Below are 16,140 nucleotides of genomic sequence, written 5' to 3' on the forward strand. Positions count from 1 at the left end.
GGAGCAGGAGTGACTGTCTCAGCGGATTCACAACCGGCTCCGGGTTCACGTCCGGCGCATCCACCGCACACCGAGGTCTCCGAGGTGGCGACCGCGGCCGGAGCCACGATCGGTGCCGGAGACCCCGCAGGCGTGCGTGTGACCGGCATCGATCTGCGAGCACAGTCCGTCCTGTCCGGCGATCTCTTCGCCGCGCTGCCCGGTTCGTCTCGCCACGGAGCCGAATTCGCAGCGGACGCGGTCGGTCGCGGTGCCGTGGCGGTTCTCACCGACCCCGCCGGACTCGACATCGTGGTGCGCGCCCTCGCCGGCGTCGACCGACAGGTTCCGGTGCTCGTGCACGATTCTCCGCGTCAGGTGTTGGGTGCGGTATCCGCGCTGATCTACGGCAATCCCTCGTCGAAGATGACCGTCGTCGGGATCACCGGTACATCGGGAAAGACGACGACGTCGTATCTGGTCGAAGCAGGCCTGACGGCTGCCGGTCGTCGGTGCGGGTTGATCGGCACCATCGAGACACGCGTCGCAGGTCGGTACGTACCGAGCGCCCTCACCACGCCCGAGGCACCGCAGTTGCACGCGCTCTTCGCGGTGATGGTGGAGGAGGGCGTCGACACGGTGGTGATGGAAGTGTCCTCGCACGCGTTGTCTCTCGGCCGCGTCGACGGAACCCGCTTCGCGGTCGGAGCGTTCACCAATCTTTCTCAGGACCATCTCGATTTCCATGATTCGCTAGAGGATTACTTTCTGGCCAAGAGTCGGCTGTTCGCGGCCGACTCTGCTGTCCGCGCCGACACCGCGGTCGTCTGTGTCGACGATGCGTGGGGTGTGCGGATGGCCGACATCGCTCGCGCTGCCGGTTCGACGGTGGTGACCGCATCGACCGGTGACGATTCGCAATGGATGGTGTCGGACTGGGCCAAGCACCACGACGGCACGCAGTCGTTCGTCGTCGCGGATCCGAACGGTCTGTCGCTGCCGGTCTCGGTCCGACTGCCGGGCCGCTACAACGTGGCCAATGCCGTGCTTGCGCTGGCGACCTGCGCGGCGGCCGGTGTGGACGCGCCGACAGCGGCGGCTGGGCTCGCGACGGTCGATGTGCCGGGACGTGTACAGCGCATCGATCGAGGTCAGAACTTCCTGGCCGTGGTGGACTACGCGCACAAGCCCGCGGCCGTCGAGGCCGTGCTGGCGACGTTGCGTGAATCCTCCCGTGGCCGGATTGCGGTGGTGCTCGGGGCGGGTGGAGACCGCGACACCGCCAAGCGCCCGCTGATGGGTGCAGCCGGGGCGCGGGGGGCCGATCTCCTCGTGGTGACCGACGACAACCCGCGCAGCGAGGACCCGGCCGCCATTCGGCGGGCCGTGGAAGACGGAGCGCTGTCGGTGCCGGACGATGTTCGTGGTGAAGTGAGAAATGTGGCAGGCCGCGCGGCGGCGATCGAACAGGCCGTGGTGTGGGCGCGCGAAGGGGACGTTGTGTTGATCGCAGGAAAAGGACACGAGACAGGCCAGGAGATCGCAGGGGTGAAACACCCGTTCGACGACAGAGTGGTACTCGCCTCGGCTATCGACGCGCGGTTGGTCGGCACGAGCGCGGGCGCACGGTGATTCCGCTGACGACGGGCCGTATCGCCGAGATCGTCGGAGGCACACTGCACGACGTGTCGGATCCGACGGTCGTGGTGCCAGGGCCGGTGGAGTTCGATTCCCGCAAGGTGACCCCCGGCAGTATCTTCCTCGCCCTCCCCGGAGCCAAGGTGGACGGGCACGACCACGCCGCCGACGCGGTTGCCGCAGGTGCGGCACTGGTGCTGGCCGCGCGTCCGGTGGGCGTACCGGCCGTGGTCGTCCGTCCGGTCCCGCACGACAGTCGTGCGATGGCGCTCGAGAACGACCCTGACGGTTCCGGTTCGGCCGTGTTGACCGCACTCGGAGCTCTGGCCCGGGCCTCGGTGCTCGAGTTGACCGCCGAGCACGGCCTGACCGTCGTCGGCGTGACGGGATCGTCGGGAAAGACCTCCACCAAGGATCTGATCTCCGCGGTTCTCGAACCGCTCGGCTCGGTGGTGGCCCCTCCCGGATCGTTCAACAACGAACTCGGCCACCCGTGGACGGCTCTGCGGGCCGACGCCGATACCGACTTCCTGTGTCTCGAGTTGTCGGCCAGGGGAATCGGCCACATCGCCGAACTCGCCGAGCTCGCGCCTCCGCGGATCGGGGTGGTGCTCAACGTGGGGACAGCGCACCTGGGCGAGTTCGGGTCGCGTGCCGCCATCGCGTTGGCGAAGGGCGAACTCGTCGAAGCGCTGCCCAGTGCCGCCGACGGGGGAGTGGCGATTCTCAACATCGACGATCGTCTGGTTGCCGAGATGGCAACGCGCACAACGGCATCCGTCGTGACGGTAGGGCGCAGTGCCGATGCGGACGTCAGGGCGGTCGACGTGCAGGTCGATACCGACGCTCGCGCGTCGTTCACGCTCGAATGCGCGTCGGGCACGGTAGCGATCACCCTCGCGGTGCACGGTGAGCATCAGGTCGGCAACGCGCTCGCGGCAGCGGCCGTCGCGCTCGAATGCGGAGCAACGTTGGCGCAGGTGGCCGACGCATTGTCGACCGCTGCTCCGACGTCCATCAGGAGGATGGACGTGCGTACTCGTGCCGACGGGGTCACGGTCGTCAACGATTCCTACAACGCCAATCCCGATTCGATGCGCGCCGCACTCAAGGCCCTGGTGTCGATGTCGCGCCGTGACGACGGGCCCAAGCGTCGCAGCTGGGCGGTTCTCGGAGAGATGGGCGAACTGGGTGCCGACTCGGTGGTCGAGCACGACGCGATCGGCAGGCTGGCCGTACGACTCGATGTCGATCGGTTGATCATCGTCGACTCGGGGCGTCCCACTCGGGCGCTGCATCAAGGTGCGGTCATGGAAGGTTCGTGGGGCGAGGAGTCGATGCTCGTACCCGACCGCGAGTCGGCGATCGCGGTGCTCCTCGACGAGGTGCGTCCCGGCGACATCGTTCTGGTGAAGGCGTCACAGTCCGGGGCCATGTGGACAGTTGCCGACGCCGTCCTGGCCGAGTCGAACGCCGTCACGGAGGGCGAGCAGTGAGGCAGATCCTGTTCGCCGGTGGTATCGCGCTCGCCGTCGCAATTCTGCTGACCCCGATACTGATCAAGACCTTCTCGAAACAGGGCTTCGGTCAAGAGATTCGAGTGGAAGGTCCGGCGAGTCACCAGTCCAAGCGTGGTACGCCCACGATGGGCGGCGTGGCGATTCTGGTCGGAATCTGGGCCGGTTACTGGGGGTCCCACCTGATCGGGATCGGGTACGACGCCGACGGTCCGTCGGCCTCTGCTCTGCTGGTCCTCGGACTGACGACGGTGCTCGGGCTCGTCGGTTTCCTCGACGACTTCATCAAGATCCGCAAGCAACGCAACCTGGGCCTGAACGCCACCGGGAAGTACGTCGGTCAGATAACGGCGGCCGTGCTGTTCGCGATTCTGGTACTGCAGTTCCGCAGCGACAGTGGTCTCACTCCCGGCAGTACTCAACTTTCCTACGTCCGAGACATCGCCACCTGGTCGATGTCGGCTGTCGTGTTCGTGTTCTTCGTCTGCCTACTGGTGATCGCGTGGTCCAATTCGGTCAACCTCACCGACGGCCTCGACGGCCTTGCCGCCGGGTCGATGACGCTGGTGCTCGGTGCCTACACCGTCATCACGTTCTGGCAGTATCGGCAAGCCTGCGCAGGCCCCGCCGGGCCTGCCCCCGGATGCTACGACGTTCGAGACCCACTCGACCTGGCTCTGGTCTGCGCCTCCGCAGCGGGCGCATGCATCGGTTTCCTGTGGTGGAACGCGGCCCCGGCCAAGATCTTCATGGGTGACACCGGATCTCTCGCCCTCGGCGGCCTGATCGCAGGTCTGTCGGTGGTCACCAAGACCGAACTGATCATGGTCGTCATCGGTGCGCTGTTCGTCGCCGAGGCTGCATCGGTCGTCATTCAGGTCGCGGTGTTCCGCTCCAGTCGCCGACGCGTGTTCCGCATGGCCCCGTTCCATCATCACTTCGAGTTGGCGGGATGGGCCGAGACGACGGTGATCATCCGGTTCTGGTTGCTGGCCGCCATCGCGTCGGCCGTCGGACTCGCCCTGTTTTACAGCGAGTACCTCGCTGCCGTCGGCGGATAGGGCATGAACGAATCTTCGACCGACCTGACGTGGTTGCGCGGTAAGTCGGTGCTGGTGACCGGTGCCCGCGTGTCAGGCCTCGCCGTGGTGCGCCCATTGGTTGATCTCGGGGCCGTCGTCACCGTCACCGACTCCGATCGCGGTGCGCTCGACGGGGCGTCGAGCATCGGTGCCGCGGTGGTGCTGCAGGACGACCTGCTCGGCAATCCTGCAGCGCTGGCAGCGTTTTCGCTCGTCGTCACCAGTCCCGGCTTCCGTCCCGATTCTCCGGTGTTGGCCGCTGCCGCAGAACTGGGCATTCCGGTGTGGGGCGATGTCGAGTTGTCCTGGCACGTGGACCGCGCCGAGCTGTACGGCCCCAGAACTCGCTGGCTGGTGGTCACCGGAACCAACGGGAAGACGACCACCACCTCGATGCTGGCGTCGATTCTGGAGGCGGCCGCCATCGAGTCGGTGGCCTGCGGAAACATCGGACTCCCCATCGCCGACGCGTTGCGTCGCACCCCACATCCGAGTGTTCTCGCCGTCGAACTGTCGTCGTTCCAGTTGTTCTGGGCTCCGTCGGTGCATCCGGCGGCCGGGGTGGTGCTCAACATCGCCGAGGATCACCTCGATTGGCACGGCGGCATGGACGGATATGTCCACGCCAAGGCTCGAGCGCTGTCCGGTGATGTCGCTGTCGTCGGGCTCGACGATGCGCGAGCGGCGAGTCTGGCCGCGGGCTCGCCTGCGGTCGACGTCGTCGGTTTCCGGTTGGGCGAACCCGCCTCGGGCGAGCTGGGAGTGCGGTCCGGCGTACTCGTGGACAACGCCTTCGGTGAGAACGTCGAACTCCTCGCAGCCGAGGACGTCGAGCCGAGTGGACCCTCCGGCATTCTCGACGCGCTGGCGGCCGCCGCGCTGGCTCGCTCGATAGGGGTGCAGGCAGACGCGGTTCGTACCGGTCTGCAGAGCTATCGGGTGGGACCGCATCGCGCGGCGGTGGTGCGCGAGCTCGGCGGAGTGACGTTCATCGACGATTCGAAGGCGACGAATCCTCATGCCGCGCGTTCGTCGATCCTGGCGCACGAGCGCGTCGTGTGGATCGCGGGCGGGTTGCTCAAGGGTGCCGTGATCGACGATCTGGTCGTGGAGATCGCCGATCGACTCGTTGCTGCGGTGGTGCTCGGCCGCGATGGGATGCAGATCGCACAGGCTTTGGCGCGACACGCGCCCGATGTTCCGGTCGTCAGGCTCCCTTCGGGAGACGATGCTGGTGTGACTCATGGTGCTGAAGATGCTGATGCGGTGATGCGGGCGGTTGTCGCCCATGCGGCCGGACGCGCTGCGCCGGGGGACACCGTCCTGCTGGCTCCCGCGGCTGCATCACTGGACATGTTCGTCGACTACGGCCACCGCGGCCGCAGCTTCGCCGAGTCGGTCCAGCGCCTCGATGCCACCGATATCGGATCGCTGCGCTCGTGACCACCGCTGCTCGGCCGCCGCGCTCTCCTCGCCGCACCTCGCCGCCCCGCACTCGAATCGGCCTGTGGTTCGGCCGTCCGTTGGCGTCGTTCCACCTCATCGTCACGATCGCCGTACTGCTGACGGTGCTGGGCCTGGTGATGGTTCTGTCGGCGTCGTCCGCCGAGTCCTTCGCGGCCGACGAGTCCGGATACGCGCTGTTCACTCAGCAGTTGATCGGCGTGGCACTGGGAGTCGTCGCGTTCTACGTCGCTCTCCGACTCCCGGTTCGGTACCTCAGGAAGCTGTCTTTTCCGCTGTTCCTGGTCTCGATCACGATGTTGATGCTCGTGCTGATTCCGGGAATCGGTGCCGAGCGTCAGGGTGCGCGGCGATGGTTCGACTTCGGCGTCGTCTCGTTCCAGCCGTCCGAGCTGGCCAAGGTGGCGCTGGTGCTGTGGGGTGCGCACCTGTTGGCTTCGCGTCGCAGCGAACACGGCAACATCAAGTCGTTGCTGGTGCCGCTGCTGCCTGCTGGTCTGCTGATGTGTCTGCTGGTGGTGTTGCAGCCGAACCTGAGTACGGCCATCGCCCTCGGCATCATCCTGGTGGCGCTGCTGTGGTTCGCCGGCCTCAACGCCCGTTTGTTCGGTGCGGTGCTGATGACGGGTCTGGCGCTGGCGACTGTGCTCGCGTTCACCGCCGGCTACCGCTCCAACCGCGTGAAGGCCTGGCTCAACCCGGGAGAAGACACCTCGGGATTGTCCTATCAGTCGACCCAGGCGAAATACTCGCTGGCCGACGGCGGTTTGTTCGGCCGCGGGTTGGGGCAGAGTCGTGCGAAGTGGAGCTATCTTCCCAACGCGCACAACGACTTCATCTTCGCCATCATCGGTGAAGAACTCGGCACGATCGGCTGCCTTGCGGTCATCGGCCTGTTCGGCCTGTTCGTCTACACGGGCCTGCGCATCGCCATGCGTTCGGTCGATCCCTTCCTGCGCCTGTTGACGGCCGGTGCCACCTGCTGGGTGTTCGGTCAGGCCATGATCAACATCAGCTATGTCGTTGGTCTGCTACCGGTGACCGGTCTGCAGCTGCCACTCGTGTCGTACGGCGGTACGTCGACGGCGATCACCCTGTTGATGTTCGGCATCATCGCCAGCGCTGCCCGCCACGAGCCGGAAGCGATCGCGGCCTTGCACGCCGGGCAGGAGGGCCGGATCGCTCGTGCCCTCAAGCTTCCGTTGCCCGCGGTGTTCTCGCCCCAACGGGCCGCGATGGCTCGCTCGAAGTCCACTCGCCCCACCCTGGCCGCTCAGGACCGCAAGCGTCTCGAGGCCCGCAGGGGCAAAGACGGACGAGGAGCGCGGGCACCCGAGCCAGGTCGTACCCGGGTATCGAGTTCTCGGGCCGACACGATGTCGCACGCAGCGACCGACCGACGCGGCGATTCGCTCCGTGGCCGGGCTCGCCGCACCGAACCGCAGCGTCGTGAGCCGTCGGCCGGGTACCCCGCAGGATCCCGGACGTCCCCCCGGCCCCGTCCCGAACCTCAGACTTCGTACCGTCCGCGTCCGGAACCACAACCCGGTCGCCCACCCGTTCGTTCGGGTGAGCGAGGATATCGACGGTGAAGCAGACCTCTCGACCGATCTCAGTCGTGGTCGCCGGAGGCGGAACCGCCGGGCACATCGAGCCGGCGCTCGCCGTGGCCGACGCCCTCCGCGTCCTCGACCCCACCGTCACCGTCACCGCTCTCGGCAGCAGCCGCGGCCTGGAGACGACGCTCGTTCCGGCCCGTGGGTACGCCCTCGAACTGATCCCGCCGGTGCCCCTGCCGCGTAAGCCCACCGTCGACCTGTTGAAGCTGCCGGTCCGCGTCGTGCGGTCGGTACGTCGAACCAGGGAGATATTCGCGGCCGTCGAGGCCGACGTGCTCGTCGGATTCGGTGGTTACGTCGCGTTGCCCGCCTATCTCGCCGCGCGTGGACGGCTGCTCGGTCGCGGTGGCCGACTTCCCGTCGTCATTCACGAAGCCAATGCCAGGGCAGGCATCGCCAACAAGGTCGGGGCTCGGTCCGCTCGACGGGTGCTCGCGGCCGTTGCAGGATCGGGTATCGCGGCGCGCGGCGCAGCCGACGCGGAAGTGATCGGAATTCCCGTGCGCCCCACCATCACCGAACTCGACCGCGTGGCGGTGCGCGCACAGGCCCGGGAACACTTCGGTCTGCCCGAGCACGGCCCGGTGCTGCTGGTGTTCGGTGGTTCGCAGGGAGCCCGATCACTCAACGACGCAGTCTCCGGTGCCTCGACTGCGCTCGCCGAGGCGGGCATTTCGGTTCTGCACGCGCACGGACCGAAGAACTCGCTGGACGTCGAGCAGCGCAACCCGAACGCTCCGTACGTCGCGTTGCCATACATCGACCGGATGGATCTGGCGTACGCGGCCGCGGACCTGGCCATCTGTCGTTCCGGTGCCATGACGGTCGCCGAGGTGTCCGCGACCGGTCTGCCCGCGGTGTACGTACCCCTGCCACACGGAAACGGCGAGCAGGAGCTCAACGCCCGTCCGGTCGTCGACGCCGGAGGTGGCATCCTGGTGTCCGATGCGACACTGACCGAGCAGTACGTGACCGACACGGTGGTCGCGCTGCTGAACGACCCGGAAAAGATTGCTGCTATGTCTCGGGCCGCGGCCGGTGCCGGGCACAAAGGAGCAGCAACGGCCGTAGCGCAGATCGTGCTCGATACTGCGTACGCGGCGAGACGCTGATCCGGGCGGTGTCGCGCATGCGAAGAGAACGAGGGAGACGTCCGCGTGACAATTGACGGTGCGGCGATGTCGGAATTGCCGGCAGAGCTCGAGCGAGTGCACATGGTGGGTATCGGTGGTGCCGGAATGTCCGGTATTGCGCGCATCCTGCTGGCTCGCGGCGGGCAGGTATCGGGATCGGACGCCAAGGAATCACGTGGTGTGCTCGCGCTCCGTGCACGTGGTGCGCAGGTTCGCATCGGTCACGACGCCAGTGCGCTCGACATGATCGACGGCGGCCCCACCGTCGTGGTGACCACCCATGCCGCTATTCCCAAGACCAATCCGGAGCTGGTCGAGGCCCGCGAACGTGGAATTCCAGTGGTTCTGCGGCCGGCCGTGCTGTCCTCTCTCATGCAGGGCTACCGCACATTGTTGGTCTCGGGCACCCACGGGAAGACGTCGACCACCTCGATGCTGGTGGTTGCGCTCCAGCATTGCGGGTTCGACCCGTCGTTCGCCGTCGGGGGAGAGCTCAACGAGGCGGGGACCAACGCGCACCACGGAAGCGGCGACGTTTTTGTGGCCGAGGCGGACGAGAGCGACGGTTCGCTGCTGCAGTACACGGCCGACGTGATCATCGTGACCAACATCGAGGCCGATCACCTGGACCACTTCGGCACCACCGAGGCCTACGTGCAGGTGTTCGACGACTTCGCCGCTGTGCTGCGCCCCGGCGGCGTGCTCGTGGCATGCATGGACGATCCGGGTTCGGCAGCGCTCGCTCGCCGGGTGGTCGAGAAGAACCTGCCCGGCGTGACCGTGCTCGGCTACGGTTCGTCCGACGTCGACGCCGGACCGGTCGAGATGGCCGTTCGTCTGTTGGCGTGGGAGCCCGAGGACATCGGCGGCGTCGCGCAGCTGCAGATCGCCGGTGAGGATGCGGCGCGTACGGTTCGGCTCGGTGTTCCTGGACGGCACACCGCGCTCAATGCGCTTGCGGCGTTCGTCGCGGCGCGTCAAGTGGGTGCCGGTACCGAGGAACTGTTGGCCGGGCTCACCGGCTTCGGCGGGGTTCACCGACGTTTCCAGTTCACCGGTCGAGAGCACGGCGTCCGAGTGTTCGACGATTACGCACACCATCCCACCGAGGTGCGTGCGGTGTTGACGGCAGCGCAGGCTCTCGTCGCCGGCCAGGACCGCGCAGGTCTCGAGCGGGGGCGGGTCGTGGTGGTGTTCCAACCGCACCTGTATTCACGGACCGCGACGTTCGCCGAGGAGTTCGGTGCTGCGTTGTCGTTGGCGGACGAGATCGTGGTGCTCGATGTCTACGGTGCGCGCGAGGAGCCGTTGCCCGGTGTGACGGGAGCACTGGTTGCCGCCTCGGTGACCAAACCGGTGAACTATCAACCGGATCTGTCGTTGGTGGCCAAGCAGGTCGCTCATCTGAGCAGGCCGGGCGACGTGGTCATCACCATGGGTGCCGGTGACGTGACGATGCTCGGTGGTCCGATTCTGGACGCACTTCGCTCGAAAACCGATTTCGGTGCTGCGACCGGCCGTGGCGTACCGAAGGATCGGCCGGCGCAGTGAACCGCCGCTCCGATCGAGTTCGTTCTTCGAGGTCGGGAACAGCTGCAGCAGAGGATGATTCGCCATCGCCCATGAGCGACAAGCAAGCGCGCGCCCTGGCCAGGGAACACGAGCGCGCTCGGGTGAAGCGGTCGCGTCGCAAGGCCGTCCTGATTGCGCTTGCCGTCGTCGTCGTGGTGGTGGGATCTGCTGCGCTGGTGTACTTCACGCCGCTGCTCTCGGTTCGGAGCGTCACGGTCGCGGGGGAGTCCTCGGTGTCCGAGCAGGAGATCCTCGATCTGCTCGACGTTCCCGCCGGTCTTCCGCTGGTTCGGGTGGACACGGCTGCGGCGGCGCAGCGGGTGGCGACGATTCCGGCGTTGGCGACGGTGCGCGTGCAGCGTAAGTACCCGTCGACCGTGCAGGTGACTGTCGAGGAGCGAACGCCGGTGGCGTTCTTCGATTCTCCGGACGGCACCCATCTGCTCGATTCCACCGGCGTGGATTTTGCGATCGCACCTCCGCCGCCCGGGGTTGTGCGGCTGGTGACCGAGAATCCGGTGTTCGGTGATGCGGTGACGAAAGATGCTCTGGCGGTGCTCGATACGCTGCCGCCGCTGTTGCGAGATCAAGTGGGAGAGCTGCGCGCGAGCACCTTGTCCGACATCTCGGTTCTGTTGCTCGACGGACGAACCGTGGTGTGGGGTAGCAAGGACAACTCCGAACGCAAGGCCGCGGTGGCGATCGCGTTGCTGTCGCAGCCCGGTCAGATTTTCGATGTGTCGAGTCCGGATCTACCCACCACGAAGTAGTTTCGGCGCTAGTGACGCATATTTCCGGCGCGGCGTCGGCGCGCCTAATGGCGATAGCCGTCGGGGATGAATAGCGTTCCGAGCAGTTCAGTACTTGACATAACTCTAAGCCTGTGGTTTAGGTTGAGGGTTTTCCACATTTCACGCAACAACCCACGGAAGGCGAGAGCCCATGACGCCCCCGCACAACTACCTCGCCGTAATCAAGGTCGTCGGCATCGGCGGCGGCGGCGTGAACGCGGTCAACCGCATGATCGAACAGGGACTCAAGGGAGTCGAGTTCATCGCGGTCAACACCGACGCTCAGGCCTTGCTGATGAGTGACGCAGACGTCAAGCTCGACGTGGGCCGCGAACTGACCCGCGGACTCGGCGCAGGTGCCGATCCCGAGGTGGGTCGCCGCGCAGCAGACGATCACAAGGACGAGATCGAAGAGGTGCTCAAGGGTGCCGACATGGTCTTCGTCACCGCAGGAGAGGGCGGCGGCACCGGTACCGGCGGCGCTCCCGTCGTCGCCAACATCGCTCGCAAGCTCGGCGCACTGACCGTCGGCGTCGTCACTCGGCCGTTCTCCTTCGAGGGCAAGCGTCGTGGCGGACAGGCCGATACCGGCATCCAGCAGCTTCGCGAGTCCTGCGACACGCTCATCGTTATCCCCAACGACCGCTTGCTCCAGCTCGGCGATGCAGCGGTGAGCCTCATGGATGCATTCCGCAGCGCCGACGAGGTTCTGCTCAACGGTGTCCAGGGCATCACCGACCTCATCACCACCCCGGGCCTGATCAACGTCGACTTCGCCGACGTCAAGGGCGTCATGTCCGGCGCAGGCAGTGCGCTGATGGGCATCGGCTCCTCGCGCGGCGAAGGTCGCGCGATCAAGGCCGCCGAATCGGCGATCAACTCGCCGCTGCTCGAGGCGTCGATGGAAGGCGCACGCGGAGTGCTCCTGTCCATCGCCGGCGGCTCGGACCTCGGTCTGTTCGAGATCAACGAGGCTGCGTCGCTGGTGCAGGAAGCAGCCCACATCGACGCCAACATCATCTTCGGAACGGTCATCGACGATTCGCTCGGCGACGAGGTTCGGGTGACCGTCATCGCCGCCGGCTTCGACGGTGGCACCCCGACGCGCCGCCCGGTCGAAGCGGCCACGTCCACGCGCGGTCCGATCGGATCGGCCCGCTCCGGTGAGGTGTCCTCGCGCACGAACGAGAGCTCCGAAGGTGCTGTGTTCCGTGACCCGGTCGGTGCACCGAGTGGCAGCAGCCTGCCGCCGCTCAACTCGTCGAGCTCGTCCAACCGTGAGTCGTCCAGCCGGGAATCCGGCGGCGGGCAGGGCCGCGAGGGTGTCGGCTCCGGCCGTCGAGTGCCGATCGCCGAGGACGAGGGCGAAGACGAAGTCGACGTACCGTCCTTCATGCGGCGGTGAGCGGTACCGCATCCGCTGGTCCGTTCCGCGTTCGACGCGTCTCGACAACGAGAGCGGGCGGTGTCTCGGCACCCCCGTTCGACACCTTCAATCTCGGTGATCACGTCGGCGACGACCCGTCGGCCGTCGAGGCCAACCGCCGTCGTCTCGGCGAGAGATTGGGAATGGGCGTCGAGCGGCTCGTCTTCATGGAACAGGTCCACGGACGCACCGTCACGGTGGTCGACGGTCCCGTGGCCGAGCCGGTGCCGATGACCGATGCAGTGGTGACGACGCAGCGTGACCTCGGGCTGGTGGTGTTGACCGCCGATTGTGTACCGATCCTGCTCTCCGACGAGGAAGCCGGAGTGATCGCCGCTGTGCACGCAGGTCGGGTCGGTGCCCGTATCGGCATCGTGCCTCGGGTCGTGGCGGCCATGGTCGAGCTCGGTGCGGTGCCCGCGAGGATCGGTGCATTTCTCGGCCCGGCCGCGAGTGGACGCCAGTACGAGGTGCCCGCAGCGATGCGCGCGGACGTCGACAAGCATCTCCCCGGCAGTGCGACGACGACGGTTCGCAACACGCCGGGACTCGACATCCCCGCCGGTGTCCGGGCCCAACTGCTCGCGGCGGGAGTGTCCGCAGTGGCGCAGGATCCGCGCTGCACCATCGAGGACAGAACTCTGTTCAGCCACCGCCGGGAAGGGTTGACCGGCCGGATCGCCAGCGTGGTGTGGATGGACAGTGCATCGACGGACGATCGGGCCGCAGCGGTCGATCGCTGAGTCGGCAGAAGGGGATGTCATGAGCGAACCCATCGATGATGGCGGGCCGGTCGCGGACCGTGCGGTCGAGATCGAGACGGCGTTGACGTCGGTGCGGGAGCGGTTGCGCCGCGCCTGTGTCGATGCAGGCCGGACGCCCGCTGACGTGGCTCTGCTGCCGGTGACCAAGTTCTTTCCGGCGTCGGACGTGCGCACCCTGTACCGGCTCGGTTGCCGCGACTTCGGCGAATCCCGAGAGCAGGACGCATCGCCGAAGGTTGCCGAGACGGCCGAGGATTTTCTCCCCGATCCGCCGCGGTGGCACATGATCGGGCATCTGCAGCGAAACAAGGCGAAGTCCGTCGCGGCCTGGGCCCATTCCATCCATTCGGTGGACAGTGCGAGGCTCGTGGCGGCATTGTCGAAAGCGACCACATCCGCTCTGGACGAGGGCGTGCGTCGGTCGGAACTCGACGTGCTTCTTCAGGTCAGTCTCGACGGCGATGTGCACCGCGGAGGCGTCGAACGTGACGAACTCCACGAGCTTGCCGAGGCTGTGTCGAACGCAGCAGGGTTGCGTCTGGCGGGGTTGATGGCGGTGCCGCCTCTCGACGCCGAACCGGAGGCCGCGTTCGCCGACCTCGAGAATCTCCACCATCGTCTGTTGCTCGATCATCCCGAGGCACTCGAGCTGTCTGCCGGTATGACCGGAGACCTGGAAGCTGCTGTGCGCCACGGATCGACGTGCGTGCGTGTCGGTACCGCAATACTCGGGGCCCGGCCGATAACCTCGCAATAACAGTCCACGGATCACATCAGTCACAACAGACACTTGCGAACCTGGGGATCGACGGTAGACACACTCCACGGAAGGCAGAACGATGAGCACCCTGCACAAGTTCAAGGCGTACTTCGGCATGGTTCCGCTCGCCGACTACGAGGACGACTACCTCGACGATCCGGACGCGCGACGCAGCTCCCGTGGTGGGCGTGACAGCTACGACGACATCGACGAGCGTGAGTTCGTGAAGCCGTCGTTCGGTGGATCTCGGCACGCTCAACTCGACGACGACTACGACGACTACGAGGCTCCCCGGCCGGCCGCCACCCTGGCCCCGATCGGCGGCCGAGGACGTACATCGGCGCCGTCGACCCGAGGTACGGCCACTCGCGGAGCCCTGGCCATGGACACCCGTATGGATGCGCGGGCGGAAACTCGACGCAGCCCGATCGTCGACGACGGAGGTCCGCTGTCGAAGATCACCACGCTGCGTCCGCGCGACTACAGCGAGGCCCGCACCATCGGCGAGCGCTTCCGCGACGGCACTCCGGTGATCATGGACCTGGTGGAGATGAGCAACGCGGACGCCAAGCGACTGGTCGATTTTGCTGCCGGTCTGGCCTTTGCGCTCCGTGGTTCCTTCGACAAGGTAGCGACGAAGGTCTTTCTGCTCTCGCCCGCCGATGTCGATGTATCGCCGCAGGAGCGCAGGCGTATTGCTGAGACCGGTTTCTACAGCCAGCAGTGAGAGTTTCTCTGTTCGGAGCGGTAGTTCGAGGCTGTGACCAGCGCACTTTGCTCAGCCTGGCGAAGTCAGGCAGAGTATAGCCGTGATCGTGTTCACGGTGATCAACATCGTATTGTTTCTTTTCTGGCTCCTTCTCATCGGTCGAATCATCGTCGAGTTCATCAGGACTTTTGCGAGAGATTGGCAACCGACGGGAGTGGTCGTCATCTTGCTCGAGGCGATCTTCACGGTTACCGACCCGCCGGTGAAGTTTCTCCGCAGGATCATTCCGCCGCTCAACCTCGGTGGAGTTCGGCTGGATCTGTCCATCATGGTCCTGCTGTTCGTCGTCTTCATCGCGTGGAATGTGACCAGCGGTCTCGCGGCCTGAGGCCGAAGATGGAATGTTAGAACGTAGGACGCGCGCAAGCTGCGTGTCCTGTGTGACAGAATGGACGCCAGTTACAGTTTGATTGTTCTGCACTCGCGCGGAATGGCATATAACTGAATGCTTGCTCTACCGCCCCAAGACGCGTGAAGGGATCCTTCCATGCCGCTGACTCCAGCTGATGTGCACAACGTAGCGTTCAGCAAGCCGCCTATCGGTAAGCGTGGTTACAACGAAGACGAGGTCGACGCTTTCCTCGACCTCGTCGAGCAAGAGCTGTCGCGACTGATCGAAGAGAACGCCGACCTCCGCCAGCGAGTCGGTGAGCTCGATCAGGAGCTCGCGGATGCCAAGAGCTCGGTTCGGCAGAACCCGCAGCCCGCTCAGGTCGCGGCACCGAAGGTCGAGCCGCCGCGCCCGGTGGATCCCCCCAAGCCCGCGCCTGTGGTCCAGCAGCCTGCACCGGTCGCACCCGTTGCCGCAGCCCCGCAGCAGAGCGGCGACTCCAACATGCAGGCCGCCAAGATCCTCGGCCTCGCTCAGGAGATGGCCGATCGTCTCACCGGTGATGCCAAGTCGGAGTCCGAGCAGCTGCTCGGCAATGCTCGCACCAACGCCGAGCGTCTGGTGTCCGATGCCCGCACGCGCTCCGAGTCGATGATGTCCGAGGCTCGGCAGAAGTCCGAGTCGCTGCTCTCCGACGCACAGACTCGCTCCGAGACCCAGCTTCGTCAGGCCAAGGAGAAGGCCGACGCACTGCAGGCCGACGCCGAGCGCAAGCACACCGAGATCATGGCGACGATCAACCAGCAGCGCTCCGTTCTCGAAGGCCGCATCGAGCAGCTCAAGACGTTCGAGCGCGAATACCGGGTGCGCCTCAAGTCGTACCTCGAATCTCAGCTCGAAGAGCTCGAGAATCGTTCGTCGGCTCTGCCCGTCGACAACGGCCAGGACAACTTCAATCAGGACAACCAGTCGTCCGGGTACAGCCAGTCGTACGCCAAGGGCAACTGACGCTCGACTGCGTCCGCCGACGCTGCCGATGACGGCAGCGTCGGACCCGGTTGTCATGGCGAATGGTGAGCGAGGAATCCCGTGTTGGTCCTGACTCTCGGCGCAGCGGCGATCGGTTTCGGATTCTTGGTTCTCGCCCTGATGACGGGGTCCGTCGTGTGGGCCTGGGCGTGCATAGTGGTGTGCATCCTCGGAGCGATTCTGCTCCTGGTCGGCGCGCTCACCGGCCGTCGACCACCGCCAGAACTCGACAGGTAGCATCACCTTCAGGACAGGTAGATTCAGGC

General features: G+C 66.1%; 15 protein-coding genes. All 15 read left to right on the forward strand.

Annotated elements, in window-relative coordinates:
* The first annotated feature begins 9 nt into the window (after nucleotides 1-9).
* The 15 genes from CH286_RS19930 (at nucleotide 10) to CH286_RS27885 (ending at nucleotide 16,111) form a co-directional block, all read left to right on the forward strand.
* Nucleotides 10-1,611: a UDP-N-acetylmuramoyl-L-alanyl-D-glutamate--2,6-diaminopimelate ligase gene (locus CH286_RS19930; RefSeq protein WP_094610181.1), complete on the forward strand. Its 1,602-nt coding sequence runs from the start codon at nucleotides 10-12 to the stop codon at nucleotides 1,609-1,611.
* The gene (locus tag CH286_RS19935; RefSeq protein ID WP_037150848.1) at nucleotides 1,608-3,113 is read left to right on the forward strand and encodes a UDP-N-acetylmuramoyl-tripeptide--D-alanyl-D-alanine ligase; all 1,506 of its coding nucleotides are present in this window, start codon (nucleotides 1,608-1,610) and stop codon (nucleotides 3,111-3,113) included. The genes CH286_RS19930 and CH286_RS19935 overlap by 4 nt, the downstream gene beginning before the upstream one ends.
* Entirely contained in the window at nucleotides 3,110-4,195 is a 1,086-nt protein-coding gene (gene mraY / locus CH286_RS19940) for a phospho-N-acetylmuramoyl-pentapeptide-transferase (protein ID WP_032379042.1), read from the forward strand. The genes CH286_RS19935 and mraY overlap by 4 nt, the downstream gene beginning before the upstream one ends.
* A gap of 3 nt (nucleotides 4,196-4,198) precedes the next feature.
* Complete coding sequence (gene murD, locus CH286_RS19945; protein WP_094610182.1) at nucleotides 4,199-5,659, forward strand: UDP-N-acetylmuramoyl-L-alanine--D-glutamate ligase; 1,461 nt, start codon at nucleotides 4,199-4,201, stop codon at nucleotides 5,657-5,659.
* Complete coding sequence (ftsW, locus tag CH286_RS19950; protein WP_032403951.1) at nucleotides 5,656-7,272, forward strand: putative lipid II flippase FtsW; 1,617 nt, start codon at nucleotides 5,656-5,658, stop codon at nucleotides 7,270-7,272. Before murD ends, ftsW begins: the two co-directional genes overlap by 4 nt.
* A complete protein-coding gene (murG, locus tag CH286_RS19955; protein ID WP_176458298.1) occupies nucleotides 7,269-8,411 on the forward strand; it encodes an undecaprenyldiphospho-muramoylpentapeptide beta-N-acetylglucosaminyltransferase in 1,143 nt (380 codons plus the stop codon). Before ftsW ends, murG begins: the two co-directional genes overlap by 4 nt.
* Before the next feature lie 66 nt (nucleotides 8,412-8,477).
* Complete coding sequence (murC, locus tag CH286_RS19960) at nucleotides 8,478-9,983, forward strand: UDP-N-acetylmuramate--L-alanine ligase (RefSeq protein ID WP_094610183.1); 1,506 nt, start codon at nucleotides 8,478-8,480, stop codon at nucleotides 9,981-9,983.
* 71 nt (nucleotides 9,984-10,054) lie between these two features.
* Nucleotides 10,055-10,774 carry a cell division protein FtsQ/DivIB gene (locus CH286_RS19965; RefSeq protein ID WP_242640167.1) on the forward strand — a complete coding sequence of 240 codons (720 nt, stop codon included), beginning with the start codon at nucleotides 10,055-10,057 and terminating at the stop codon, nucleotides 10,772-10,774.
* A 172-nt stretch (nucleotides 10,775-10,946) separates the two neighbouring features.
* Nucleotides 10,947-12,200, forward strand: a complete 1,254-nt coding sequence (gene ftsZ / locus CH286_RS19970) for a cell division protein FtsZ (protein WP_032403952.1) — start codon at nucleotides 10,947-10,949, stop codon at nucleotides 12,198-12,200.
* Nucleotides 12,197-12,964, forward strand: coding sequence for a peptidoglycan editing factor PgeF (pgeF, locus tag CH286_RS19975; RefSeq protein ID WP_094610185.1), 768 nt, complete (start codon nucleotides 12,197-12,199; stop codon nucleotides 12,962-12,964). The genes ftsZ and pgeF overlap by 4 nt, the downstream gene beginning before the upstream one ends.
* 19 nt (nucleotides 12,965-12,983) lie before the next feature.
* Nucleotides 12,984-13,742, forward strand: coding sequence for a YggS family pyridoxal phosphate-dependent enzyme (locus CH286_RS19980; protein ID WP_052070685.1), 759 nt, complete (start codon nucleotides 12,984-12,986; stop codon nucleotides 13,740-13,742).
* Nucleotides 13,743-13,824: 82 nt separating this feature from the next.
* Nucleotides 13,825-14,472 carry a cell division protein SepF gene (locus tag CH286_RS19985; protein WP_094610186.1) on the forward strand — a complete coding sequence of 216 codons (648 nt, stop codon included), beginning with the start codon at nucleotides 13,825-13,827 and terminating at the stop codon, nucleotides 14,470-14,472.
* 82 nt (nucleotides 14,473-14,554) lie between these two features.
* A complete protein-coding gene (locus CH286_RS19990) occupies nucleotides 14,555-14,842 on the forward strand; it encodes a YggT family protein (protein WP_032379036.1) in 288 nt (95 codons plus the stop codon).
* Between the two features lie 159 nt (nucleotides 14,843-15,001).
* The gene (gene wag31, locus CH286_RS19995; protein ID WP_032379035.1) at nucleotides 15,002-15,853 is read left to right on the forward strand and encodes a DivIVA-like cell division protein Wag31; all 852 of its coding nucleotides are present in this window, start codon (nucleotides 15,002-15,004) and stop codon (nucleotides 15,851-15,853) included.
* A gap of 81 nt (nucleotides 15,854-15,934) precedes the next feature.
* On the forward strand, nucleotides 15,935-16,111 hold the full coding sequence (locus tag CH286_RS27885; RefSeq protein WP_032379034.1) for a hypothetical protein: 177 nt from the start codon (nucleotides 15,935-15,937) through the stop codon (nucleotides 16,109-16,111).
* Nucleotides 16,112-16,140 lie beyond the last annotated feature (29 nt).

This window comes from Rhodococcus sp. WWJCD1 (assembly GCF_002258735.1).
Lineage (GTDB): Bacteria > Actinomycetota > Actinomycetes > Mycobacteriales > Mycobacteriaceae > Rhodococcoides.

Excerpts from the sequence above, each read along its gene's own strand:
- CH286_RS19980 (WP_052070685.1), top strand. The coding sequence starts at position 12,984 with ATGAGCGAACCCATCGATGATGGCGGGCCGGTCGCGGACCGTGCGGTC.
- CH286_RS19965 (WP_242640167.1), top strand. The coding sequence starts at position 10,055 with ATGAGCGACAAGCAAGCGCGCGCCCTGGCCAGGGAACACGAGCGCGCT.
- ftsZ (WP_032403952.1), top strand. The coding sequence starts at position 10,947 with ATGACGCCCCCGCACAACTACCTCGCCGTAATCAAGGTCGTCGGCATC.
- murD (WP_094610182.1), top strand. The coding sequence starts at position 4,199 with ATGAACGAATCTTCGACCGACCTGACGTGGTTGCGCGGTAAGTCGGTG.
- wag31 (WP_032379035.1), top strand. The coding sequence starts at position 15,002 with ATGCCGCTGACTCCAGCTGATGTGCACAACGTAGCGTTCAGCAAGCCG.
- murC (WP_094610183.1), top strand. The coding sequence starts at position 8,478 with ATGTCGGAATTGCCGGCAGAGCTCGAGCGAGTGCACATGGTGGGTATC.
- CH286_RS19985 (WP_094610186.1), top strand. The coding sequence starts at position 13,825 with ATGAGCACCCTGCACAAGTTCAAGGCGTACTTCGGCATGGTTCCGCTC.